Origin of the sequence: Rufibacter latericius (genome assembly GCF_003721515.1) — a bacterium.
GTDB classification, from domain to species: domain Bacteria; phylum Bacteroidota; class Bacteroidia; order Cytophagales; family Hymenobacteraceae; genus Nibribacter; species Nibribacter latericius.
Window position 1 is genome coordinate 304,139 of record NZ_RJJD01000023.1, and the last position, 25,733, is coordinate 329,871.

General features: G+C 50.9%; 19 protein-coding genes. 11 read left to right on the top strand and 8 right to left on the bottom strand.

Features of this window, described 5'->3' with window-relative positions:
• Positions 1 to 54: 54 nt before the first annotated feature.
• Both EFB08_RS22860 and EFB08_RS22865 read right to left on the bottom strand, forming a co-directional pair.
• Positions 55 to 3,840 carry a S8 family serine peptidase gene (locus EFB08_RS22860; protein WP_165865004.1) on the bottom strand — a complete coding sequence of 1,262 codons (3,786 nt, stop codon included), beginning with the start codon at positions 3,838 to 3,840 and terminating at the stop codon, positions 55 to 57.
• A 762-nt stretch (positions 3,841 to 4,602) separates the two neighbouring features.
• Positions 4,603 to 6,480, bottom strand: a complete 1,878-nt coding sequence (locus tag EFB08_RS22865) for a patatin-like phospholipase family protein (RefSeq protein ID WP_123129303.1) — start codon at positions 6,478 to 6,480, stop codon at positions 4,603 to 4,605.
• 595 nt (positions 6,481 to 7,075) lie between these two features.
• On the opposite strand from EFB08_RS22865, the gene EFB08_RS22870 reads away from it, so the two are divergent.
• The 4 genes from EFB08_RS22870 to EFB08_RS22885 all read left to right on the top strand — a co-directional run bounded on the left by EFB08_RS22870 (position 7,076) and on the right by EFB08_RS22885 (position 10,554).
• Complete coding sequence (locus EFB08_RS22870) at positions 7,076 to 7,474, top strand: VOC family protein (RefSeq protein WP_123129304.1); 399 nt, start codon at positions 7,076 to 7,078, stop codon at positions 7,472 to 7,474.
• Between the two features lie 109 nt (positions 7,475 to 7,583).
• On the top strand, positions 7,584 to 8,945 hold the full coding sequence (locus tag EFB08_RS22875; protein WP_227006449.1) for a glycoside hydrolase family 28 protein: 1,362 nt from the start codon (positions 7,584 to 7,586) through the stop codon (positions 8,943 to 8,945).
• 20 nt (positions 8,946 to 8,965) lie between these two features.
• Positions 8,966 to 9,727 (top strand): rhamnogalacturonan acetylesterase, encoded by a 762-nt coding sequence (locus EFB08_RS22880; RefSeq protein ID WP_123129306.1) that lies wholly within the window; start codon positions 8,966 to 8,968, stop codon positions 9,725 to 9,727.
• A 152-nt stretch (positions 9,728 to 9,879) separates the two neighbouring features.
• The gene (locus EFB08_RS22885) at positions 9,880 to 10,554 is read left to right on the top strand and encodes a LamG domain-containing protein (protein WP_123129307.1); all 675 of its coding nucleotides are present in this window, start codon (positions 9,880 to 9,882) and stop codon (positions 10,552 to 10,554) included.
• A 111-nt stretch (positions 10,555 to 10,665) separates the two neighbouring features.
• Here EFB08_RS22885 and fbp read toward each other — a convergent pair whose 3' ends face one another.
• The 5 genes from fbp to EFB08_RS22910 form a co-directional block, all read right to left on the bottom strand.
• The gene (gene fbp, locus EFB08_RS22890) at positions 10,666 to 11,655 is read right to left on the bottom strand and encodes a class 1 fructose-bisphosphatase (protein ID WP_123129404.1); all 990 of its coding nucleotides are present in this window, start codon (positions 11,653 to 11,655) and stop codon (positions 10,666 to 10,668) included.
• A 156-nt stretch (positions 11,656 to 11,811) separates the two neighbouring features.
• Entirely contained in the window at positions 11,812 to 13,458 is a 1,647-nt protein-coding gene (locus tag EFB08_RS22895; protein WP_123129308.1) for a UxaA family hydrolase, read from the bottom strand.
• 334 nt (positions 13,459 to 13,792) lie between these two features.
• Complete coding sequence (locus EFB08_RS22900; protein ID WP_123129309.1) at positions 13,793 to 14,782, bottom strand: Gfo/Idh/MocA family protein; 990 nt, start codon at positions 14,780 to 14,782, stop codon at positions 13,793 to 13,795.
• 129 nt (positions 14,783 to 14,911) lie between these two features.
• Positions 14,912 to 15,529, bottom strand: a complete 618-nt coding sequence (locus EFB08_RS22905) for a carboxypeptidase-like regulatory domain-containing protein (protein ID WP_123129310.1) — start codon at positions 15,527 to 15,529, stop codon at positions 14,912 to 14,914.
• Complete coding sequence (locus EFB08_RS22910) at positions 15,516 to 16,103, bottom strand: RNA polymerase sigma factor (protein WP_123129311.1); 588 nt, start codon at positions 16,101 to 16,103, stop codon at positions 15,516 to 15,518. The genes EFB08_RS22905 and EFB08_RS22910 overlap by 14 nt, the downstream gene beginning before the upstream one ends.
• A gap of 372 nt (positions 16,104 to 16,475) precedes the next feature.
• Here EFB08_RS22910 and EFB08_RS22920 point away from each other — a divergent pair, with 372 nt between their 5' ends.
• A complete protein-coding gene (locus EFB08_RS22920; protein ID WP_123129313.1) occupies positions 16,476 to 17,165 on the top strand; it encodes a DUF421 domain-containing protein in 690 nt (229 codons plus the stop codon).
• A gap of 10 nt (positions 17,166 to 17,175) precedes the next feature.
• On the top strand, positions 17,176 to 17,868 hold the full coding sequence (locus EFB08_RS22925; protein ID WP_123129314.1) for a YetF domain-containing protein: 693 nt from the start codon (positions 17,176 to 17,178) through the stop codon (positions 17,866 to 17,868).
• A 79-nt stretch (positions 17,869 to 17,947) separates the two neighbouring features.
• On the opposite strand, the gene EFB08_RS22930 is transcribed toward EFB08_RS22925, so the two are convergent.
• Positions 17,948 to 18,823 carry a universal stress protein gene (locus EFB08_RS22930; RefSeq protein WP_123129315.1) on the bottom strand — a complete coding sequence of 292 codons (876 nt, stop codon included), beginning with the start codon at positions 18,821 to 18,823 and terminating at the stop codon, positions 17,948 to 17,950.
• A 317-nt stretch (positions 18,824 to 19,140) separates the two neighbouring features.
• Here EFB08_RS22930 and EFB08_RS22935 point away from each other — a divergent pair, with 317 nt between their 5' ends.
• The 5 genes from EFB08_RS22935 (at position 19,141) to hemA (ending at position 25,636) form a co-directional block, all read left to right on the top strand.
• A complete protein-coding gene (locus EFB08_RS22935) occupies positions 19,141 to 20,688 on the top strand; it encodes a sensor histidine kinase (RefSeq protein WP_123129316.1) in 1,548 nt (515 codons plus the stop codon).
• 13 nt (positions 20,689 to 20,701) lie between these two features.
• A complete protein-coding gene (locus EFB08_RS22940; protein ID WP_123129317.1) occupies positions 20,702 to 21,151 on the top strand; it encodes a response regulator in 450 nt (149 codons plus the stop codon).
• Between the two features lie 265 nt (positions 21,152 to 21,416).
• A complete protein-coding gene (locus tag EFB08_RS22945; protein WP_123129318.1) occupies positions 21,417 to 22,643 on the top strand; it encodes a hybrid sensor histidine kinase/response regulator in 1,227 nt (408 codons plus the stop codon).
• Between the two features lie 2 nt (positions 22,644 to 22,645).
• Entirely contained in the window at positions 22,646 to 23,707 is a 1,062-nt protein-coding gene (locus EFB08_RS22950; protein WP_123129319.1) for a response regulator, read from the top strand.
• Positions 23,708 to 24,367: 660 nt separating this feature from the next.
• Entirely contained in the window at positions 24,368 to 25,636 is a 1,269-nt protein-coding gene (gene hemA / locus EFB08_RS22955; RefSeq protein WP_123129320.1) for a glutamyl-tRNA reductase, read from the top strand.
• Positions 25,637 to 25,733 lie beyond the last annotated feature (97 nt).

Consider the following 25,733-nt stretch of genomic DNA (forward strand, 5'->3'; position numbering starts at 1 on the left):
AAGCCTGAAACGTACCATAAGTGATGCCTCAAGCTCCGTTTTTGCCAGAAGTAATTACTCTCTTTTCACCAACCTGATGGATCTTACCGCCTCACCGGACTCTATTTTCAGCAGGTACACCCCAGAGGCCAGGTGCCGGGTGTTTAAGTGGTGGAGAGAAGTTCCAGAGGGTAGCGTTTGCCGTTTCAGGGCCGTTTTCCCTAAAACATCAGAAATAGAGATGGTTACCTCTGTGCTTTCCAAACCGCTTACATCAAGGGATACTTCGTTCCCGATGGGATTCGGAAATACCTTAATGGCGTCTGCGGTTTGGTCAGGAATAGCCTCCAAGGTGCGGGCGGTTACGCCTTGTAAGGATGTGGTGTTGCAAGGAATAGTTATAGGAGTAATGGATTTGCACCTGCCCGAAGTTGAACTGGCTTGGGTAGCGACAGCGGTTTTTTTGGTGACTTGGTAACTACTTACCTCCCAGATGACCTTAGTGCCGTCAAACTCTACCGAGAAGGCGTAGTTTTTGCCTGGCAGAAAGACCCTTGGAATCTGGGTTCCGTTTACAAAACAAGGGGGTTGAGAACCGGCGTAAGTCAGTTTGTTTTCACTGTTAAGCGGTAACCCCACGGTTTTGGTATTTGGGTTCTCATACCAGAAGTGGGCGATGTAGTAACCGGGTCTGGACGATACCTGCACGCATTCAAGGATGGGTTTCACTGCCCTCACGCCGGTTCCTATGGGGTTCACATATAAGTTGCCGGGTTCTCCGTAGGTCACGTTTACGTTAGGGGATAAAATAGATGCGGGAGCCCAGCGGTGCGACCCCAGGGTATATCCCGTGATCAGGTTAATGGAATAAAGTTTTGAAATAAGCTCGTCTGCTGCGTTCAGAATAAGAACCGATTTCTCATTGTTAGCTGGGCCAATGGTATTGCTATTGAGCACCCGGCTGCCATTCAAGATCCTGCTCCCATTCATGATTCGGCTACCGTTCATGATCCGGCTCCCGTTCAGCAGGAAGGTAGAATTGATAATGGAGGTGGCTTCTAAATCATTCGCATTCAATTGGTTCAATAAGGAACTGCCAATGTTGAGAACTCTGCTGCCGTTTATTATCCTGGAGCCGTTGATTTCCGCTAATTCACTGACCAGAAAACTCCGGTTCCTGATAGATTCCAGGTTCAGCAACTCGGGCTCGGTCACCAACGCCACCTTGCTGGTCTGCAAGGCCAGATGCGTTTGGGCCAGGCTGTTCCGCACCAACTCAATCCGGTCTGTGGTGTTCCTGACGGGCGTAGGAAAATTGAAGTTGTAGGAAAAGCCGGTGAGCGGAGCACCTTCGGCAATGGCGACATCGCGGGCACTTAGTTCCAGGGCAATTTTCTCTATCTGCAGAATACCTTGTTCAAAAACGAACTCATAGGTGTTCGTCTGCGCCAGAATAGGATGGCCCGCCACGATGGAGGGTGTGATGATGTAAGCGCCAACATCGCTTAGGTCGGTAGCCAGGGTGGTGTACCTGATATCACTGACGGTTAAGCCTGGTATGGCAGGAGTAAGCGTTGCTGTGAAAGTGGGCATTTCATCTCCGTAGGGTTTGGTGAGGTTTCCCGCCTTAACCATGATGACCGTTTTGGGGAAGAGGTACAGGGGCTTGGAGCAACCGCCGTCTCCTCCCTTGATGCTAGTGGAAGGGCTGCAGACCTGGATGGAGGGATTTCCGGTATAGGATGGAATGACTGCCTGTAGTTCAGTTTCGTTGACAAAGGTGGTGGCTAGGTCTGTGCCGGCAAACTTAATCTTGGAGATGCTCCCTTGGGCGGTTCCCTTGAAATAATGCCCTTTCACCACCAGTTTCTTCCCGGTTGTCACTCCTTCTGGGGTAGAGACGCTGAGGGCAATGGGCGTGGGGGTAGCAAAGGTGGAAATAGCATTGTCTGGCCGGATAAACCCGCTCCCGCTGGAGAGATCGGGTCCGGTTGGACCCATGTCCAGAGCCGAAGATTTCAGCAAGTTCCTGACGGCTGTTGGGGCCAGGGTTGGGCCAGAGAATTTCACATGCGCCTCCAGCAGCAACGCCGCCGCCGCCGCCGCATGAGGAGCCGCCGCAGAAGTCCCAAAAAAGTTAAAAAAAGAATCCCCGTCTCCGTACTGAACCCCTATTGGGACGGTGGTATTGCCTCCATTGGGAGCAACAAAATCGGGTTTACTCCGGGTAGCCCCACCCGCATCTAGAAGGGGAGTGCCCCCTCTGGAAGAAAAAGAAGCGATGGTTGGCAGGGGAGTGTTAAAGCGGGGGGTGTTGGAGAACAAAACCGCTCCCACCGTCATGGCACCGGCAGCATTGGCGTGGCCCGTGATGGTGGAGGTACCCGTGCGATACTCGGCAATGCCCGCCGGCCCCCTGAAGATGATGTATTTGAAGATTACGTTTGCCGCTAGGGTAGGGCTGGCATTCTCCACCACTATATTCGCCATGGCGCCTCCCGCGGATACTTCAAAGGACATTTCCTCAAAGGGGAACGTACTGGCTCGGTTATAGCCTACAATGATGCTCCCATTATCATCGGTGAGGTAAAAATCCAGATCCTGGCCGGTAGAACTAATCCACTGTAACCCCAGGGTGTAAGTTCCCTCGGGCAGGAAAAGTCGTTGCCGTACGTCTCCTCCGCCAAAATTATGCTTCTGGTTGGTGGCCGGGTCAACAGGGGTGTACACGCCTTGGTACGACAGTTCCCCAAAATTTCCGGCTGCGGAGAAATAGGCTACACCCTGGGCTGCTACCTCGTCTACGGCCTGCGCCACAATGCCGTCTTTGAAGAAGGGGTCATCAATGTAGGTGATATCATCTACAATGATGTTGCACCCAGCCGCCTTCAACTCCCTAATGCCTTGCGCCATATCAATGGGCCCATCAAACCCAGTCCTGAAGGCAAGGGCCGCCATAGGGGCCACATCGTGGAGAATCTGCAAGATGGCCCGACCCTCGTCTGTTCCCAGGCCTGAGCTGGGAGCAAGGTCTTTGAGCACCTGGACTGGCACGGAGTTAAGGATATTCCCCACGCCTGGTAAATCGCCTTGCCTTACGTTGAGTAAGGCCTCGTTGCCCAGCCGGGCATTGTAACTGTCAGACAGCACGCCAATCTTATTCCCAAGACCTTGTACACCAAAGGCGGTGCGGAGCAGATCGGTTCGTTGCGCGAGGTCTCCCTGAGTAGTAGTGGCTCCTCCGTTGATGATCGGGGTGAATACCGGCATCGCCAGGTTCAGGCTTGCCAACCCATTCAGGTTGGGAATCTGAGAAAAAGGAAACCAACCTGTGATATGAAGGTCCTTTACTTTAGGGTCTATTAACCCCATGGTCTTCAGGGTAGTCAGTAAAGTAGACACGCCTCCCTCCACGGCAAAAAAACTGATCAATACGTAATTTTGACCGTTAAACTGGTCTATTTGATAGATTTCATTGCTTTTCAGGAGCCCGGAGGCCGGCAGGATGCTGAGTTCTGACCCAACCTTGGTGAAATTTTTTCCCGGCGAGCTGATGATGGGTGTGATGTTGCCATTGGTGGCGCAAGCGGTGGAACTGCTGCTGGCCGAAACCGATCTGGGTTTACCATTTGGCCCTATCACCGTCCAGACAAGCTCCGGGCAATCAAACTTCACGGAAAATGCTGAGAAAACCCGACCGGGCTTAAAGACGGTGGGGACCTGTCCGGCAATAATCTGGGCGTCGCAGGAAAGTGAGCTGTTGGTGGGCGGAACCGAAATCTCTGTTTTGCTGGGGTTGTTGTACCCAAAGACAGCTTCAAATTTACCCTCGGCCGGTACCCACCTTACGCACTCCAGCATAGGTATTATTTCAATTTCGGTAGTAGGGGTTTGGGCGATACTTAGAAAAGGTAAATAAATGAGGAAATGGAAGAAGGTGAACACCAGAAGAGAGGTCCTGACGGACGCAAAAAGTTGCCGTTTTCTGATTTTGACCTGAACAGGTACAGTATTGGTAGCTATCATGAAGTGTTTCAATAAGATAATGAATGGGGGACCAATCAAGAATTGAAAACGCCTTCTGATTGCAGGGGGAAGGAGGGCGTAACCTGGAGGGAAGGAAAACGGGAGAGCCAACGAAGCCTTCGGCTGCGTAAAAAAATTAGATAAAGGATCAGGATGAAGGGACAGTATTACTGCCAACGCTTACTAGCTGAGGGTTCTTTTACAGGAACCTTAACTCTTTAAACAGGAGTATTTTAATAGGTTCTTTCCTGAAATGTGCTTAAAACCGTATCCAAAGAGGAAGAACAGTAGTGGAGGTTCTTGATATCTTTAAAACCTACTTAACTAAAAAGCAGGAATTTTATAAAATGACATGACAATGTACTAAATAAATAGGCTACTTCTAGGGGAAAGCCTTAACAAAATAGGGGTGCTCGGTTTCTTCTGACTCTATTTGCAAATGAGGCAACTACAGACCGGCTTAATTCCAGGTAGATAACCTAGTTTAGACCTGGTTTTGCGAAAAGGAGCCTTAAACATGTCTTTAAACAGAATCCTTTCCCATTGAACTTCTTCCAGGAATGCTTTACCAATCTAGGTAAACGCTACAGCAAACCTTTAGGCAACCTCCGCTTTTTCCCTTCTTTTAATTCCCAGCGCATCTAGGTTGGCGGTTTTAAGGAACTCCTTCCCGTAAGAATACCCAATGGCATTGATGGCGTCAAAGTTCTTCATGTCCAGCAGGCTGAAGTTGGAAAGAGGCGGATTCATGAAAAGCTCCAGGTCATTGATTTGCTTTCGCTGGTGCTCCATGCTGGAGAGAATGGTAGATTTCAGCATAATGGCCGAGATGCTGGGGCTTCTGTAACGCTTCAGGAAGGGAAAGAAACGGGAGAAGAAAAGATGCCACCCACCCGGCAGGTTGGTGTAATCCAGTTTGTATTCCTTGTCTTGTTGAAGGTTGACACCGATGAGTTTGCCCCCGTATCGGGCTTTCATGACATCTACCGGAAAATTGTTGAAAGAGGCGCCGTCTATGAGCAGGTTGTTCCCGTCCACCACCGGCGGCAGAACGCCCGGAATGGAAACGGAGGCGGTCACGGCCTTCCAAAGCGGACCCCGTTCGTGCACCACCATTTCTGAGAGAGTATAATTACTGGAAATGCAGAAGAAGTTAAGCCACAAATCCTCTATGTGGTTCTCCCCAAAATATTTGCGGTTGGTGTTCTGCAACTTATGGCCTTTGATGAGCGAGAGAACCGGCAGGGTGTAATCACTCAAGGGTTTATCGGTGACAAAGGCGCTTCTTCCTTTCTGGTAAATCACCTCGGGGGACCACTCATGGGCCACCGCCGCTGCAAAGATGGCGCCTATGCTGGTGCCACAGACCATGTCTATGGGAACGTCTGCCTCCTGCAAGGCCCGGAAAACCCCAATATGGGCAAAACCTTTGGCTCCACCGCCACCCAACACCAAGCCTATGCCTTTGTTCATGAGCATGCGGGCCAACCTATGCAAGTGACGTTGGTCCTGCAACCGGATGTTGTAGTGGCGGGACACTGGCCGAAGCGCTAGCAAGTCATGGGTTTGGATAGGGTGCTCCGTGCTGTTTGGGTAAAGAAACGCTACCTCGGTGGCTTTATGTAGTTGCTGGTCCCCGGTGGAGAAAAGGAATTGCTCCAGGTCTGAGAGGGCGGGTTCGGGGGAGGCTTCCGTCAGGAGCAGGATTTTATCGGCTTGGCGCAGGCAGTGCTCTGTCCAATTCAAGTCTTCGGGGTCAGCCTCAAAAATGACGTATCCGCGTTCCACTTCCTGCTCCGCCATCCAGTTGTGGATTTCGTAGAAGCGTTCCTCTTCTGGCAACGAACCGTTCTGCAAGTGCAGCGGAAGTAACTCTTTGTGGACATGCCGGATGTGGTACTGCTCGTTTAAGACTTTCAATAATTGGCTAATGAATACTTTGGTGACCGCACTGGAAGCAGCGGGTAGCAAGACAAAATTGGTGTTTTTGGCCGGTACCCGGGTATGATGCATGGTAAAGGTGAGCCGGTCAATGATGCGTTTAGATAAGGTGACGGCTACCTCGGGGTGCAGGGCCACTAAGTCATCGAAGTCTGATTTTAGCAATTTGGCCAGCATGCAGGTGCGCATAGCGGTGATGGTGGCAGTGCGGGCTTCACCGGTAATCAAGGCCATTTCGCCCACGCTTTCGCCCTGGGCAATCTCACCTACCTCTCTGGCTTCACGGGTATTAAAATTTACCCAAGCCTTCAATCTGCCGGAGACCAACAGGTACACGCAATCTCCTACCTCCCCTTCATGGCACAGGATTTCTCCCCGGTTTAATTCTACCCAACTGAATTTCAGCAGCAATTCGTCAATGACAGGTTCTTTCAATTGGCTGAACTGAGTACAGATGAGGTGCTTCAATCTAGCCAGCCGAGACCCTTGAGGTTGTTTCTCCTGCAGTGGCTCTGAAATATAGGTTTGGTCCATAGAAGAAGGGCTTAGAAGATTAAAATATTGAAATAAAGCTAGTTAAAATATAATAGGAATAATAGCAGTGGTTAGGGATTTAACATAAACCGCAGTAGGATCTACCTACAAGTTTTGTGTTTTTAGAAAGTAACTTCCTTTCTGGGACTATTAGGAAGAGGAGATCTTAGGCAGATTCCTAGAAAATAGGCCTAAAACAGGTTTAACTGCGGAGTTGAAAAGCTAAGAAAGTGCTCCAATAAACCCATCTGCTATTTAGCAGTGACGAACCAAAGGGAAGCCGAGACGTTAGGGCTGGTAGTTTCCGGCTCGTTTTTCCCAATCCATCCCAAAAACTGGTTTAATAATTTGCTTTTGCTGAGTTGTATGTCCATATTTAAGTACTAGGATAGAAAAGGAGAAAAGCACTAGCAGTGCTTTTTTTAGAGGTGGATGCGCAATCGATTGCATTTATAAGTAAAACACCTGTCATGTAGGCAGGAAAGCTTTTTACTAGTTGATGAGGCCTGATTCCTTGAAGTCTGGTAGAGTTTCGCTGATAAATAAGAGCCAGCCTTTATAAATTTAAAAAGGACCTCCTAATAAGAGATACTGTATGAAATTAGAACACTTAGCACTGAACGTAGAAGATCCCCAGGCTATGGCTGATTGGTACACCCAACACCTGGGCATGCGGGTAGTGCGGAAACAGAAGGAAGCCCCATACACAACTTTCATCGCCGATGACAGCGGCCGTATTCTGGTGGAGATCTACCTTAACCCCGCCTACGAGGTACCGCCGTACCGAACCATGAACCCCTTGCTGGTACACCTGGCCTTCGTGTCTGAAAACCCTACTGAAGATATGGAACGGCTCTGTGCCGCCGGGGCAACGCTGGTGTCTGACCAACACCTGGAAGACGGCTCGCATTTGGTTATGCTCCGCGATCCCTGGGGCTTGGCGCTGCAATTGTGTAAAAGAGCTACCCCCATGCTGGCCCGGGTAGATTGGTGACCAACTTTGTTTTACGCCTTTATATTAGAAAATGACCCTTAAACCCTACCTGTTAAAAGCTGTACTGGCCCTTATAATAGGAGGGATGGCTGCCTGCCGAAGTAAACCTATGACCCAAAGCCAAACCGCAGTTGAGACAGATCCGTGGGGGTACGTCCAGAAAGTACTGCAGGAGATCACCCCGCCCACTTTTCCTGAGAAGGACTTCAACATCACGGCTTATGGGGCAGTAGGAGACAAAACCACCGATTGTTCTTCGGCCATCAAGCTAGCCATAGAGACGTGCCACAAAGCCGGCGGCGGAAGGGTGGTGGTACCCGCGGGTAACTACCTTTCTGGGCCCATTTACCTGAAAAGCAACGTAAACCTGCACCTAGAAAAAGGCGCCACTATTCTTTTCTCCACCGATCCGGAGAAGTACCTGCCCATGGTGCATACCCGTTGGGAAGGCATTGAACTGATGAACTACTCGCCGCTCATTTACGCGTTTGAGGAGAAGAACATCGCCATCACCGGTGAAGGAACCCTGGACGGCCAAGCCTCAAACCAGAATTGGTGGCCTTGGGCCGGCAGCGACTATTACGGCACCAAAGAAGGCATGATCACCCAACGGAGCCCCGGTAACCGAGACCGCTTGTTCCAACTCGCTGAAGAAAATGTGCCCGTAGCCGACCGTAAGTTTGGCCGAGGCTTTTTCCTGCGCCCTCAGTTTGTGCAGCCATACCGGTGCCAGAACGTGTTGATCCAAGGCGTAAAGATCCTCAACTCGCCCATGTGGGTCCTGCACCCGGTGCTGTGCACGAACGTGACCATCCAGGGCGTGACTGTAGAGAGCCTGGGCCCAAACTCAGATGGCTGTGACCCGGAGTCAAGCCGAAATGTGCTCATCAAGGACTGCTACTTCAATACCGGCGATGACTGCATTGCCATTAAATCGGGGCGCAACGCCGATGGAAGACGCCTCAACGTGCCCAGCGAGAACATCATCATCCAGGGATGCACCATGGTCAACGGGCACGGTGGCGTGGTGATCGGGAGCGAGATTACCGGTGATACCCGCAATGTCTTCGCCGAGAATTGTACCATGAACAGCCCGCTGCTGGACCGAGCCCTCCGCATCAAATCGAACTCAGCCCGGGGCGGAGTGGTGGAGAACGTGTACCTGCGCAACATTGAAGTAGGCCAGATAAAGCAGCAGGTGGTGCAGGTGAACATGTTCTATGATCCGGGCGAACCCAAGGGAAATAACATTCCGGTGGTGCGCAACATTGAGGTCCGGAACATGACCGTGCAGAAAGGCGGACAAATAGGCGTGCTGCTGGAAGGCTATGAACAGGCTCCGGTAGAGAACCTTCGGCTGATCAATGTGGAGATAAATGGGGTGAAAAAGCCCTACTCCTTCTCTAATGTAAAGAACATTCAGTTTGAAAATGTGCGGATCAACGGCGAAAAGGTGTCGTTGCCGAAATGAACTCTTAACCTCAATTGTATATGACATTTAAATCCATTCTCCTGCTTCTGGGTCTGGGCTGTCTGGGGCTCATGTCTTTTCTCTCGTTTGAAAAGCAACCCGTGACCGTGTACCTCATCGGGGACTCCACCATGTCTATCAAGGAAACCAAGGCTTATCCGGAGACCGGATGGGGAATGCCCTTCGTCTACTTTTTTGATAAGACGGTGAAAATAGAAAACCATGCGAAAAACGGGCGAAGCACCCGCACCTTCATTGAGGAGAAACTCTGGCCACCGGTCGCCACCAGCATGAAAGCCGGCGATTACCTGTTCATCCAGTTCGGGCACAACGACGAGGTAAGCACCAAGAAAAGCTATACCACCGAGGCCGACTACACTGCCAACCTGGAGCGTTTCGTTTCAGAGGCCAGAAAGAAGAACGTCAACCCGGTGCTCATCACGCCCGCGGCCCGGCGCAAGTTTGACGCTTCTGGCAAGATCGAAGAAACCCACGCCGTCTACTCCAACCTGGTGCGTTCTGTGGCCAAAAAACAAAAAGTAGCCCTCATTGACCTGGACCGAAAAAGTCAGGAACTACTTCAGAAACTAGGCCCCGAGAGCTCCAAACTTCTCTTTCTGCATCTTCGGGCGGAGGAGCACCCCAACTATCCGCAAGGCAAAGAAGACGACACCCACTTCAATGAACTAGGTGCCCGCGAAATGGCCCAAATTGTGTTGGCCGAACTCAAAGCCCAGAAACTTGACCTGGCAGACCGGATTGTGAAACCGCAGGTAAAATAAAGTCTCTGAACCTTTCTGCCGCCCAAAGAAGCCAAAGGAAATGTACCCACGTAAAATAGAAGGAAACGCGGGAGGGGAATTTGCCATTTTTTTGGCTGCCTTTTTCAGAAAATAGCCCTAAAATGAACGCCTTCAAAAACCACCCCTGCTAAATGAAAAAACCTGCCTTTCTGCTAAGTTGCCTGGTGACGGTGGTGCTTTCTTCCTGTGCCTCTGTAAAGCCCGTGTCCTGGAACTTGAACAACCTGGCACTGGTAGGCGGGCACCCGACTACGGTGGTGGGAAACCCCGCCCAAATTCAAGGAAAAAGGGGAATTCAGGTGTTGGGATTTGATGGGGTAGATGACGGGCTTTTGGTAGATCATAATCCACTCGCTGGGGCCGAGGAGTTCACCATTGAGGTTGTCTTCAAGCCTAATGCCGCCTGGCCCGTAAACGTAGAGCAACGATTCCTGCACCTGGAAGATATGGCCACCGGGCAACGCCGCATTCTGCTGGAACTCCGCCTGAACAACCGAAACCAGTGGTACCCCGATTTCTTCCTACGTACCGAGAAGGCTTCCCTCACGCTCATTGATTCCACCAAAACCCACCCGGTGGGTGAGTGGGCCACCATGACGCTCACCTACAAAGACAAGCAGCTGAAAGGCTATGTCAACGGAAAACTAGAGCTATCCGGAGAGATTGAGTACCTGCCCATTCCTTCCACCGCCAAGGTTTCCCTGGGTACCCGCATGGACAAACGTTCCTGGTTTAACGGGGAAATTGAAAGTGTGAGGTTCTGGAAAACAGCCCTGCAGCCTAAGAAGTACTCAGATTTCCTGTAAACTTTTGGGTCTAGGTAAGACCAATGGGAAACGAGTTAAAACAGAAAGCCGCTTTGGGGGTGTTTTCCGGAAAACACCTCCAAAGCGGCTTTCTGTTGTTAAGGTAATAATTTAAAGCGTCATGTACTTCCGCACTTTCTCAATCATTTCTGATGACCCAATTACAAGCGGGCAACGCTCGTGCAAGGCCGTTGGGGTCTTGTCCAGGATTCGCTCGATGCCATCGGTGGCCTGGCCGCCAGCTTGTTCGGCAATAAAGGCCAGGGGGTTGCACTCGTAGAGTAGGCGTAGTTTGCCAGTTTGGTTTTTGGCCGAGGCTGGATAAAAGTAGATTCCTCCCTTCAACAGGTTGCGGTGGAAATCAGCGACCAGGGACCCAATGTAGCGAGACGAGTATTTCTGTTCGCGGCAGAAAGCCAGGTAGTTCTGGATGCCTAACGGAAAATTACTCACGTTGGCATCGTTGCAGGAATATTGTCTTCCGCCCTGGGGAATTGTGATATCTGGGTGCGACAAAAAGAACTCGCCCAGTGAGGGCTCATACGTGAATCCGTTTACTCCCCGTCCGGTGGTGTAAACCAGAATGGTAGATGCGCCATAAAGAATATAGCCCGCCGCCGCCTGTTGCGTTCCTTTCTGCAGACAGTCTTCTAAGGTTCCGTCTTGCCCACCATCAGACAATCGCCGGTAAATGGAAAAGATGGTGCCAATGGGAATATTCACGTCAATGTTGGAGGAGCCGTCCAGCGGGTCCATAGCCACAATGTACTTGGCGTTCCGGTTACCGGTATGGATGATGTCTTCCTCTTCCTCCGAGACAATGGTGCAAACCTCGCCGCCGTTTCTCAGGGCTCTAATAAACCGGATATTCGCGATCAGGTCCAGTTTCTGCTGGTCTTCTCCCTGCACATTCTGCTGCCCGTAACTTCCCAAAGTGTCCTGGTCGGCCCGGCTGATTTCCCGACTCACAATCTTGGCGGCCAGCGCCATGTCACGCAGCAACTGAGACAATTCACCGGTGGCGTACGGGAAATCTTCCTGTTTGCGCATGATAAACCGGTCCAGGGTGGTGCCAACGGGGAGAGCTAATGCATCATTCATACAGGTAAGGTTAGTGAAAAGGGTTAGCTGAAAAAACAGGAAAGAGAAAGGCCCTGCGCCTTCTCCCGCGGTTGCCAGCAGGGCGTAAGCGGTGTTAAGGAGCAGGGCCTTCGGGTACTGCACTGGCCCGAAGGCCAATCTTCTATTTCAATCTTCTTACAAAGACACGCCCCGTTTCCAAGGAATAAAGTCGTCTTGTTGCAGGATCTTTTCTTTGGTCTCGATACGGCCGCTGGCTACCTCAATAATGAAATCTAGCACGTCTTCGCCCATCTCTTCAATGGTTTTCTCGCCAGAGATCACGGCACCGGTGTCAATGTCAATGATATCGGGCATACGCTGCGCCAACTTGGTATTAGACGAAATTTTGATTACTGGCGCAATGGGGTTTCCGGTAGGGGTGCCCAGGCCGGTAGTGAATAGCACGATGTTGGTGCCCGCACCTACCAAAGCGGTAGTACACTCCACGTCATTGCCAGGGGTGCACAGCAGGTTCAAGCCTGGCTTGGTGGCATATTCTGGGTAATCCAGTACGTCTACGATAGGAGAGGTACCACCTTTCTTGGCCGCACCCGCCGATTTAATGGCATCGGTGATTAAGCCGTCGCGGATGTTGCCGGGGCTGGGGTTCATGTCAAAACCGGAGCCAACCGCCTCGGCCGAGGCCGCGTAGGCGCGCATCAACGAGGCAAACCGCTCGGCTGCTTCGTTTGATTCGCAGCGGTTGATCAGTTCCTGCTCCACGCCGCACAACTCAGGGAACTCAGAGAGAACCGTCTTCCCGCCCAAAGCTACCAGGATATCGGAGGTATGCCCAATGGCCGGGTTCGCGGAGATTCCGGAGAATCCGTCTGAACCGCCGCACTCCAACCCAATGGAAAGTTTGCTTAATGGCGCTGGTTGTCTTTTAAGTTTATCTGCTTCAATGAGTGCCAGGAACGTCTGCCGGATGGCCTTTGACATCATTTCTTCCTCGGTGCCTTCTTTCTGCTGCTCCAGTACAATAACCGGTTTAGAGAAGTTGGGGTCCAGGGCTTTAATCTTGCTTTCCAGGATGCTCACCTGCGCGTTCTGGCAACCCAGGCTCAACACGGTGGCACCCGCCACGTTAGGGTGGTGGATGTAATCGGCTAGGAGGGCGCACAGCATGTCAGAATCTTGTCTGGTGCCGCCGCAACCGCCCTGGTGCGTCAGGAATTTGATGCCGTCTATGTTCTCAAAGATGCGGCGCTGCGCCGGAGCCGTGGCCTTTTGTAAGGTAAGCGTCTGGATGGCCTCGGTGTTGCCAGACTGGTACAGGTCTACCATCTGCTGCACATACGACTTATAGACATCGCGCTGACCAAAGCCCAGTTCGTCCAGGAACGCCTGTTTGATGATGTCCACGTTTCTGTTTTCGCAGAACACCAGCGGAATCACCAGCCAGTAGTTGCCGGTGCCCACCTGCCCGTCTGGGCGGTGATAGCCCATGAAGGTGCGGTTTTGCCATTTAGACACATCGGGGGCTTGCCAGCCAATGGTCTTGGTTTTGCCGGTAAAGCCGTTTACCTGGTGCTTTACGTTTGCCGTGGTTAAAACACCGCCCACGGGAATATCATACACGGCTTTGCCCACCAGAGAACCGTACATGAGAATCTCGTCTCCGGCCGCCAAAGGTCTATGGGCAAACTTGTGTTTGGCTTGAACGTCGTCAACCAAAACAATGGCCTCACCGTCAAATTCAACGGTGTCGCCTTTCTTTAAATCCGTGAGTGCTACCAGCACATTATCATTCGGATGGATTTTCAATAATCTGTGTAACATAGCTATGGACGGCTAGAATGTGCAATCGATTGCGCAAGATATCAATATTTACGAAACATTGAAAAATTCTGAAACAAATATTCTTGAAAATTAAAGTTTTAGAATAGAAAGAACCCAAATTAGGGCTGCTTTTTCATTTTCGGAAAACCCGGTGGTAGCCTAAGCCCCAATTTTGGTGTCTTTAGACCAAGTTCTTCCTCCTTGTTTCACTTAAGGTTGCCCTTGCATACTTCCTGAACTATAAGGATGGGCAAAAAATTCCGGCGGCTGGTTTTGAGGTGGTTTTCCTGAAACAAGCCCAAAACCAGCACCGAAATAAAAAAACTAAATTTATTTACCTACTCACTATCTGGTCCATCACCCAAGCCGTACGAGCCCCTGATTCACCGGTGCTGGGGCATTTTCCCTGGCCGGTAAGTTCCTCCACTATGGTTTGGATAAACGGTTGCTGGACGTGGGGTGGGGGCGGAAGAAAGAATTCCTCATGGCCAACTTCTGTCTCCAGTCTGATAGGTTCCAGGGCAAAACAGGGAAACGTGATACGGTCTTTGCTCCCGATGAGCTCTATCTGGTCTTGAAACTGGGAGGGAAGTACCGTGAAGCACCAAGTGCCCGTTCCCAAAGCGCCATTGGCAAACTTGAACTGTGCGGTGACAATGTCTTCGGCAGGGTAGAGGCCAGCCTGGTTGGCGGTTTGCCCAGAGGCAGCCGTGATGGGGCCCAGCAGGTAGTCCAGGTAATCTAGTTGGTGGGGTGCCAAATCAAAGAAAAGTCCACCGCCGGCAATCTCGGGCTGGACCCGCCAGGGAAGATCGTTTTGGTTCAGGTTTTCCTGCGCCGGATGATAAAGCCGGATGTTGACCAGTTTCACCTCTCCAATGGCTCCAGCGTCCACTAATTCTTTTACTTTAAGGAAAGAGGGGAGCCGGCGCCGGTAATAGGCAACAAACAACGGGACTTGGGCTTGCTGGCAGGCTTTTACCATTTCCTGGCACTGCGCGTGGTTCAAGGCCATGGGTTTCTCTACGTACACCGGTTTGCCCGCCGCGGCAACCTGCAGGGTATACTCGGCGTGGGAGCCGGGAGGGGTGGCAATGTAAACCGCATCTACCTCGGGGTCATGGATCAGAGCCTGGGCATTGTCATACCACTTGGGCACATTGTGGCGCTGGGCATAATCTTTCGCTTTTTCGCCATCGCGGCGCATGACGGCCACGAGCTGGGAATTAGGTACTTTCTGAAAAGCCGGTCCGCTTTTGACTTCGGTGACGTCGCCGCACCCGATGATGCCCCACCGGATGGTTTTTGTAGGTGCTTCTGCCATTCTGTTTTAAGCCGGTTTTCTAAAATCCGGCCCTTAAATGTAGGAGAGTTTTCATTGAAAGAGAAGCACAAAAACTATAAGGTAATTTGAATGTTAACCGCGAAAGTAATGGTCCTCTTTTCTCTCTTTCTAAGGAGTTAAGACTATCTCTACAGAGGGGTTGGCGCTACTGACGGTTACTTCCTTGGTCGTAAACCCGGCTTTAGAAACCATCAACATTGCCTGTCTTTTTTGAAGATCCAGGTAAAATTCTCCCTCTTCGTCCACCAAAGCCTGAACGCCAGAACCCTTCACAATTACGGTAGCGTTGGACAAAGCCTTTCCCGAGGCATCTACTACCTGGCCTGTGAGGCGCCAAGTACCAGTGGTTTCGGTTGATTGCCCCTTTTGGCTTTCTGGTTTGGCAAAGTACTGGTGGTAGACCACTTCGCCAATGGCAAATAGCAAAACCAATATCACCGCAGCCGTCTGCCAGATGGGCCATTGGAAGACCCTTCTTTTGCGCTTTTTCTGGGCCAGCAGGTCTTTCAGCCGTCCACGGGTTTCTCGTACCGCCGACTTCACGCGGGTAGGTTGCGATAGGGACATGCCTTCCACTAAATCAGAGCAGAGTTCGCAGGAAACCAGGTGCCTTTCAATCTGGTGGCTGAGGTGAGCGGAAAGGTCACCGGTTTGGTACTGCCGCAGCACGTCCAGCGAAGGATGCTCTTCGGAGTCCCAGGTGTCGGAGAGGTTATTCCTGCTCATAGTTTTTGGTCATGTAGTTTTTAAGGTTTCGTTTGCCATTCTGGATGTGGCTTTTCACTTGTCCTATGTCATAGCCGGTAAGATCGGCCACTTCTTTGTAGCTTTTTTTCTGAAGGTAGAACAGCTCTACGCAGGTGCGCTGCTCGGGTCCCAGGGTGGTAAGGGCTTTGGAAAGAAGCTGCAGTTCCATTTCCTGGTCAGTTCCGTCAGAGGAGTAAGACGCGGCCGCTTTCTCCACCAACGGCAAAGACTTTTCATCCATCAGGTCCACTCCCCGGCTTTTCTGGGTTCTTAACTGCATGAGGCAGTAGTTCTTGGAAAGCACGTGCAGCCAGCTTTTGAAATTGGCTATCTCATGTTTGTGCAGCGCAGAGATGAGGTGCTCAAAAATATGCATGGTGGCGTCTTTGCTCTCATCCTCATTTTTCAGATACTTCAGGCAAACCAGGTACACCATCTCTGTGTAGCGCTCAAACAGCTGCCCAACCAATGCCACATCGCCGGTCTCCCGATACTGTTGTATCAGTTCCAGGTCTTGCGGAGGCTTAGAGCGGGAGAATAGCTTTAAAAACATGCAGCGGAGTCAGTGAGCGTGTATAAATAAAGGAATTTTAATCTTCTGGTAAAACATAAGGAAAGCGTCTATTTTCTTCTTTGAAGAGAAGATGCAGAACTCGGGCGAAATCCATAAAACCCAAAGTAAAAAACCTGGGAAAAATTTGTGCAGAAAAGGCCCTGCAGTCAACTAGGGAGATAATCAACTGAAAATCAAGGGTTCCTTTTAGGGCTCCATTTTGGAAAAAGGGCTTGAAAATAAATCGATGTTTCAACAAAGGTTCCGGATGTTTTTGGAGGGGCGGTTCACCCATCTGGCAGAAACAACCGTATTTATTCGCTCAGAATCAGGGTAACTCTGTTTAGTCGCCTACGCGTATTGCAGAAGGTTATGAAAAAAGAAGAGATCTATTTCCCGGATTGGCAGCGTCTCCTGATCGGAAATACCCCCTGGGAGTTTATGTTGGAGGTGTTCATCCGGACAATCATTATCTATGTGGCTTTGCTGATTATCCTGCGCCTGATGGGCAAACGGATGAATGCGCAGTTGACCATCTCTGAACTAGCCGTGATGGTAACCCTGGGGGGGATAGCCTCGGCACCCATGCAGTTACCAGACCGGGGCATCTTACTGGGCATCGTGATTTTCATCTGCGCCTTGTTTTTCCAGCGGGGCCTGAACCTGTGGGCTTTCCGGAACCCTAAAATAGAAAAGCTCACCCAGGGGCATTTGTCGTTGGTAGTAAAAGAAGGCGTGTTGGTTATTGGCGAGATGGAGCGGGCCCGGCTTTCCAAAGACCAGGTGTTTGCTGCCCTCAGGACCCACAACATCCGGCAATTGGGGCAGGTGAAACGGGTGTACATGGAGGCGTGTGGCTTGTTTAGCGTCATCAAGGAAAAGGAGCCCAAACCAGGCCTTTCCATTCTGCCGGCCAAAGACAAAGCCTTGGTAGAATCCCTCCCGGAAGATAAAAACCACCTGGCCTGCACCCGATGCGGTAATCTGGCCGAATCAAACCAGGCACAAGGAAACACTTGCCCCAACTGCTCCTGCGACGAGTGGATTCCCGCCACAACCTAATCAGAAGAACATGAAACCAGAAGATATTCAAATCACCGATTGGCTCCGCATTGTCTTGGGCGAGGTGCCCTGGAGTTTCCTGTTTGAGGTAGTCATCCGGATTGCCATCATTTACTTTATCCTGATGTTTGCCATGCGGGCCATGGGCAAGCGGATGTCCTCCATGCTAAGCCGCACCGAAATGGCCGCCTTGGTTTCGTTGGCCGCCGCCAACGGAGTAGCCCTGATGGACCCTTCGCGTGGGGTTCTGCCCATCGTGATCATTGCCGTGGTAGTGGTAGGAGTGGAGCGCATTATTGCCTGGCGCAGTACCCAGGACGCAAGTTTTGAGCGCAAGCTGATGGATGACATGGACATCCTGGTAAAAGACGGAGCCCTGCAACTAAGCGTGATGGAACGTACCCGCATTACCCGGGAACGCCTGCTCGCCCAGTTTCGGCACGAAGATATCTTCAACCTGGGCAAAGTGCAGCGCACCTACATGGAAGCCAACGGCTCCTTCACCATCATGCAATTCCCAGATGACAAGCCTGGTCTCTCCTTGATTCCCGAGATTGACCAGGAACTAAGGCAACAGCAGAAAGTAGAACCAGACACGTACGCCTGCGCTACCTGTGGCCACCTGGAAAAGCAAGCACAGAAGCCCCAGATAGAATGTCCTAACTGCGGAAACGAGGAATGGAACCAGGCCGTGCTTTCCTGATTTAAGCCTGATTTTGGGAAAAGGAGCCTAAAGCATCAGGCGGATTCTCCGTTTCCAGATCCTGAATTCTACTTGAATTTTAGATGGCTGCTTTCTGAGGAACGGGGCGTTTGTTCAGGTCCTGGTAAGAATTTGCCGGCAAGGTTAACAAAGGGACGAAGGCCTTCAAGGCTAGCTGTTTTGTCACGCTGTGGTGGAAAAGGCTTTCCAAAAAGTCCCGGTCCTGGATGGAGACCGCTAGAACATCCATGTGGTTCTCCTGCACAAATTCTTTCAGGCCGGCCACCACATCCGGGTGTTTAAGTTGCGCAATGCTGTACTTCTGTTGCGGGAAATGCTTTTGAATGCTGGTCAGAATCTGGGCATCGGGCACAATGTTAAGGGTTTGCTCACTGCTGATATTGATGATGTTCACCTCAGAACCCAGGTGGGAAGCCAACTGGAAAAGCTGCTTCAGGTAAGAGGTTTCCTCGGTTTCTAGGTCAGAGGCATAGGCTATGTGCTGAATAGGCCGGAATGAGACCTGAGCTGGCACTACCAACACCGGGCAAATCGCTTCTTTGATATAGGTGGAGGTATAGGTTCCAATCAGGCGGTCCAGGTAATTGCTTGCGCCTTTGGTGCCCATCACCACCAGGTCCACCGCCTGGGTTTTCACCTGTTCGTTCAGCAGCGGAATCAACGGCCCGAAGAGGCAGAACGTCTCCACTTCAAACCGAAACCCAAACTCATTCCTTAGTTCCTGGGCAAGCGAGTCTAGGGCTTCCTCTGATTCTTCTATCAAAGGAGCCTCCACTGGGAGCAGGGGCACACCTTCCGGCGAAACCGAAACCGTGTAATCAAGGGTATGTACCAAAAGTAACCTCCCGCCTTTTTGCTGAATAAGTGAGGCCGCATAGTGTACCGCATGGATGGCGTTGGGGGAAAAATCGGTGGGTACTAAGATCGTTTTCATGAGAGCTGAGCGGTTAAGGAATCTAATGGTAAGGACCTGAATCTGATACAAAACTACCTGCTCTTTCTAGCCATTGGAATGACCCGCGTCAAAGTCGGAAGTGACTTTCGTCAATAGGCTTCTACCCGAGGAAAGGAGCCCAAACCTTGGCTGAAGGGAAAATTCAGTCTACTCCTATTAAGAAAGGATTCCTTTTGTGGCCATTTTCCTGAAAACCTGCCTAAAACCACGGCGTACTTATGCTTACTATCCAGAGAAGTGATGAAAGTCATTGAAAAAAGAACTCCTAGTTCCTACTTTTATAAAAATAACTTGATTTGGAAGAATCCTTGCAGCCCTCCTCCCAGCAGAACCTGGATGACCAGGCCCGCCTGAAAGCCATCATTGATACTGCTATTGACGGCATCATCACCATTGACCAACGCGGGACCATAGAAACCGTGAACCCCGCGGCTGCCCGTATCTTTGGCTACGAACCTGCCGAGGTCATCGGGCAGAACATCAAAATGCTCATGCCGGAGCCCGACCATAGTCGGCACGATGGGTACATTGAGAATTACCATCGTACCGGCGAGCGAAAAATCATTGGCATTGGTCGAGAAGTGATGGGCATGCGCAAAGACGGAAGCGTTTTTCCGTTTCTGCTCAGTATCAGTGAGGTGAAGCTGCAGGACAAGATTATTTTCACGGGCATTATCCATGACATCTCCCAGCAGAAAAAAGCCGAGCAGGCCCAACGCGAAAGCGAAAACAAAATCAACTCCATTATCCAGGCGGCTGTAGACGGCATCATCACCATTAATGACCGCGGCATCATGGAGATGGTGAACCCCTCGGCGGCTAGGTTGTTCGGGTATCAGGAAGAAGAACTCCTGGGCAAAAACATCAGCCTGCTCATGCCGGAGCCAGACCACAGCCGGCACGATGGGTATATAGAAAACTACCACCGCACGGGGCAGCGCAAGATCATTGGGATTGGTCGGGAAGTGTCAGGGTTGAAAAAAGACGGCACCATTTTTCCGCTGTATCTGAGCATCAGCGAAGTGCAACTCACCGACCGCAAGGTGTACACCGGCTTCATCCACGACATCACCAAACAGAAAGTAAGTGAGGAACGCTTGCGCCGTTACGCCGCCGAACTGGAGCGCAGCAACCGCGAACTACAGGATTTCGCCTACGTGTCGTCGCATGATTTGCAGGAGCCGCTTCGCAAGATTCAGGCCTTCGGGGACCGTTTGAAAATGAAGGAGCAGGCCAATCTTAGCGACCAGGGCAAAGACTACGTAGACCGAATGCTCAATGCTGCGGTGCGCATGCAGAACCTCATCAATGACCTGCTCACCTTCTCGCGCGTCACCACCAAATCAAAGCCTTTTGAAAAAGTAAACCTGGATACCATCCTTGACGGGGTGTTGTCTGACCTGGAAATCACCATTGAGAAAACCGGTACCGTTATTGAACGATTCCCGTTGCCTACCCTGGAAGCCGAGCCCACCCAAATACGCCAGCTTTTCCAGAACCTCATCAGCAATGCCATTAAATTCCGGAAAGAGGATACCACGCCGGTGGTGCGCATTACCTCGCGCAACGGGCAGCGCAGGGCCCACCTTACCTCAACTCCTGGCGATGAGCACGTAACCATAGAGATATCTGACAACGGCATAGGGTTCGATGAAAAGTATCTTGACCGGATTTTTAATATATTTCAGCGCCTGGAAGGCCACAAATACGAAGGCTCAGGCATTGGGCTGGCTATCTGCCGCAAAATAGCCATCAGGCACGGCGGTGACATCACCGCCCGCAGTAAACCCGGCGAGGGAACCACCTTTGTCATTACCCTTGCCACCAGACACCTTCAGGATTAAGCCTTAGAAAACTATGAGCCCAAACAAAAGAACCATTATCATTCTCATTGCCGATGACGATGCCGAAGACCGCATGTTGGTCAAGGATGCCCTGGAAGAGAACAGGTTAACAAATCAGATCCAGTTTGTAGAAAACGGCGAGGAACTGATAGACTACCTGCACAACCGTGGCAAGTTCACCGATAAAGCCAAGTATCCTACGCCAGGCCTAATCCTGCTAGACCTGAACATGCCCAAAAAAGACGGCCGTGAGGCCCTTAGGGAAATTAAGTCTGATGAGCACCTGCGCGTGATCCCCGTGGTGGTACTCACTACCTCCAAAGCCGAGGAAGACATCCTGCGCACCTATGATCTGGGCGTGAGCTCCTTCATCACCAAACCCGTGACCTTCGCAGCCCTGGTAGACGTGATGAAAACCCTCACCAAATACTGGTTCGAAATTGTGGAGCTGCCCAAGCCTTGAAGAGTGAGTGAGTGAGTGAGTGAGTGAGTGAGTGAGTGAGGCCATTTCCCTTTTTTGTCATCCTGAAAGGATCTTGTGGGCGAACTGGAAAGGCTGGAGGAAACAATACAACCGCTTACGCACAAGAGCTTTCCAAGCTGACAAATGCCCAGGTTCATCTCATTATCTCAAGAGAATACCTACACCTGTTTCTTGCCCGTTTTTCAGAAAACAGACCTAAAACGTTACCAAGTTGCCGCCGAAAGTGGCGAAAAGATAAACTCCGATGCCTGATAAAATCAGAATTTTGTTAGTGGATGACGATGAAGATGACTTCGTGATTACCCGCGACATCATTCAGGATATTCCGGGCCGGCAATACCACCTAGACTGGACGCCCTCTTTCCCGGAGGCGCTTTCCCTTATCCGGGAAAAGAAACACGATGTCTACCTGGTGGATTTTTTCCTGGGTGCCCATGACGGACTTGAACTGATTACCCAAGCCGTTGCGGAAGGTGCCGCCGGTCCGTTTATCCTGCTCACTGGCCAAACTGATCGCGAAACTGATGAGAAAGCCATGCGGGCCGGGGCTCAGGATTACCTGGTGAAAGGCACCTTCAACCCTTTTGACCTGGAACGGTCCATTAGGTACAGCATTGAGCACGCCAAGAGCCTCGCCGAGATCCAGTCTCTAAATGCCCAACTGGAGCAACGGGTGGAAGAAAGAACCCAGGAACTGGCCGAGGCCATCCAGAAACTGGAGAACACCAACCGTATTCTCTACGAAGCACAACTGGATATTGAGAAGGCCCTGCAGAAAGAGAAAGAACTCAACGAGCTCAAATCGCGGTTCGTGACTACGGCCTCCCATGAGTTTAGGACGCCCTTGAGCACGGTGCTTTCCTCGGCCTCTATCATCGCGCGCTACAAAACCACCGAGGAAGACGACAAACGCCTGAAGCACGTAGACCGCATCAAATCTGCGGTGCAGAACCTGACGGTGATCCTCAATGATTTTCTGTCCATCAGCCGCATTGAAGAGGGCAAAGTGTACAATATTCCGTCTACCTTTAACCTAGTGGCGTTTGTGAAGGAAAGCGTGGAAGAGATGCAGGCGCTGGTGAAAGAAGGCCAGAGAATCATCTACCAGCACCAGGGCGAGCAGGAGTTGGTGGAACTGGACAAGCAGTTGCTCAAGAACATCCTAATTAACCTGCTCTCTAACGCCAGCAAATATTCTGCCGAGGGGAGAACCATTCATTTGGCTACCATCATCACTCCGGAAACTGTGACCATTACCGTGCAGGACGAAGGCATCGGGATTCCGGCGCAGGACCAGACGCACTTGTTTACGCCGTTTTTCCGGGCGCAGAATGCCACCAATATCCAAGGCACGGGCCTCGGGCTAAATATTGTCAAAAGATACGTAGAAGTCATGGACGGCACGCTTGATTTCCAGAGCGTGCTGGACAAAGGAACCACGTTTACCATCACTTTCCCGCAAACACTGTAGCTATGAAGAAAATACTGCTGATAGAAGACAACCAGGAAATAAGGGAGAATACCGCCGAGATCCTTTCCCTCGCCAATTACGAGGTAGTGGAAGCCGAAAACGGGAAAGTAGGCGTAGACCTGGCCCGCAAAGAACAGCCGGACCTTATCATCTGCGACATCATGATGCCCCAACTGGACGGCTACGGCGTGCTGCACCTCCTCAGCAAGAACCCCGATACTTCCAGCATTCCGTTCGTGTTTTTGACGGCCAAATCTGAAAAAGAAGACTTCCGGAAAGGGATGAAACTGGGTGCTGATGACTACCTCACTAAACCCTTTGATGACCTGGAACTGCTGGATGCCGTGGAAATGCGCCTCAGGAAAAACGAGATCCTGAAAGCCGAGTTCCAGAAAAGCGTACAGGGCCTGGACGAGTTCATCCAGGAAGCCAGAGGCTACGAAGACCTGAACAAACTGATCTCAGACGAGCGCCGCGTCACGGTGTTCAAGAAGAAGCACAACCTCTTCCTGGAAGGCAATTATCCCAACGCGCTGTATTTCCTGAGCAAAGGCAAGGTAAAAACCTACAAAGCCAACGAAGACGGCCGTGAGTACATCACCAATCTCTACAAAGATGGTGACTTCATCGGCTACCTTGATCTGCTGGAAGAAAACGCCTACCGCGAATCTGCCATGGCGCTGGAAGACTCTGAGGTGTACCTCATCCCCAAAGAGGACTTCTTCACACTCCTGCACCAGAACCGCGATGTAGCCAACAAGTTCATCAAAATCCTCTCAGACAACCTCGCCGACCGTGAAGACCGTCTCTTGAAACTTGCCTACAATTCTGTGCGCAAGCGTGTAGCCGAGGCCCTGATTCTGGTAGAAAAACAATACCAGCAAGACGGTAACAACGTTACTGAGATGTCCATCTCCCGAGAGGACTTGGCCAGCATTGTGGGCGCCTCCAAGGAAACTGTCATCCGCACCCTCGCCGACTTCAAAGATGAAAAACTCATTGACACCCGCGGCAGCAAAATCTTTATCCTCAACTCCCAGAAGCTCGCCAAAATGAGGAACTAGGTAGTTGAGTGAGTATTTTAGCTGTTTTGAGAAAAGAGGGCTGAAACCAGGTATTCTGGTAACAAGCCAACTTACAGTGTAAATTATTAATAAGGATTGTTTTTCACTGGAGCGAGCCTCTGGCTGGCGTCTTCGCGCATTGCTGAATGCTCCACACTCTTTTGTCATCCTGAAAGGATCCTGTAGGCAAACGGTAAGGTGTTTCTTCCATGCTTTTCTAGCTCGCCCACAAGATCTATTCAAAATGACAAATGGGAAAATTTCAAATGGAATCAGCTAGGATACCTGAACTTTAAAATCTAAAAGCTTTCGTGTGGGTGCGGACAGCCAGAGGCTCGCGCCAGCGTGAAAGCTATTCACTTCCGTTCGTATCAAATCTCTTACATTCGCAAGTTGTAAACTTGCGCCAAAGTAGCTCCAAGGTGCAAACTTGAAGCATGAATCTATAAGCGAAGCAACGAAAAGACGCCTGCTCAAATGAACTTGTAGTGTCCGAAGGGCCTACGAGCGTCTCTCCCAAAACCGTTTCCAGGCCATTTTCCGCAAACCGCCTCCAAAACCATCCTCCAGGTACTGACAAATCACTGCTCCAAAACTGACCTGCATCATATTTCCAAAACCAGCTACTGCCGAGATTTGCATTGGAATAAAGTCAAGACGATGCAGACATCTTTCAAAGCCCTCACTCTTTCATATAAACATGCTCCCATTGCGGTGCGGGAAGCTGTGGCCTTAAATGAAATCGGGTGCCGGAACCTGTTAGATAAAATTAAGGAATTCACTTTGGCGCAGGATGTGCTCGTGCTGTCCACCTGCAACCGTACCGAGGTGTATTATGCCGCTGAGCAAGACTACTCCAAAGAAATCATCAAACTGATTGCCCTGGAGAAAGGCTTTATTGCCACAGGCGAGATTGGCCCATATTTCATGCACCTGGACGAAGGGCAGGAGGCCGTGCAGCACCTGTTCAACGTGGCCATTGGGTTGGAGTCACAGGTGGTGGGCGACATGCAGATCATGAACCAGGTGAAGAACGCCTACCAATGGGCCGCAGATGCCAACATGGTGGGCCCTTTCCTGCACCGCCTGCTGCACACCATTTTCTTCACGAACAAACGCGTGGTAAACGAAACCGCTTTTAAAGACGGAGCTGCTTCGGTCTCTTATGCAACGGTAGAATTGGTGGAGGAACTCACCCGCAAGATTGAGAACCCCAACGTGTTGATGCTGGGGGTAGGGGAAATTGGCGCAAACGTCTGCGATAACTTCCAAAAATCCGAGGTCCGGAACATAACCATCGCAAACCGCACGCACCATAAAGCCTTGGAACTGGCGCAGAAATGCAAGGCCACTGCTATTTACTGGGAAAACGTGTGGGAAGCCATGGCAATTGCAGATGTGGTGATCTCCTCGGTACCCGGTGACTGTTTCTTTGTCAGTAAGGAAGTGGTGGAGAAAATGGGGGAGAAGCGGCCCGCGTATTTTGTTGATTTGTCCATGCCTCGCAGCATTGACAGCGCCCTGGAAGAACTGGCAGGCACAAAAGTGTTCAACGTTGACAATATCAAAAACCGGGCGACTGAGGCCTTGGGAAATAGATTGGCCGCCATTTCGGCTGTGAGAGAAATCATCACCGAAGCCATGGACGAGTTCCAGGCCTGGACCCGTGATATGGGTATGTCTCCTGCCTTGCAGCAGTTCAAGAATCGCCTGGAGGAAATCAGGCAGCGCGAGTTGGCCCGTTACATGAAGCAGTTGGGTGATCAGGAAAGAGAATTAGTGGAGACCATCACTAAAAACATTCTGAACAAGATTGTGAAAATGCCTGCCCTGGAACTGAAAGCCGCCTGCCAGCGCGGCGAGTCTGAGGCTTTGATTGAAGGGCTGAGTGCCCTATTTAACTTAGAGAAAGCACCCCAGTTGGTTTAAAGTAGCCGTGCATTCTCCAGTGGTAGTCTTATTAATAGAGGAAAGAGGAAGTTGTTTAAAAGTCTTCTTCATCCATAACGTTTTCGAACCTAATGAA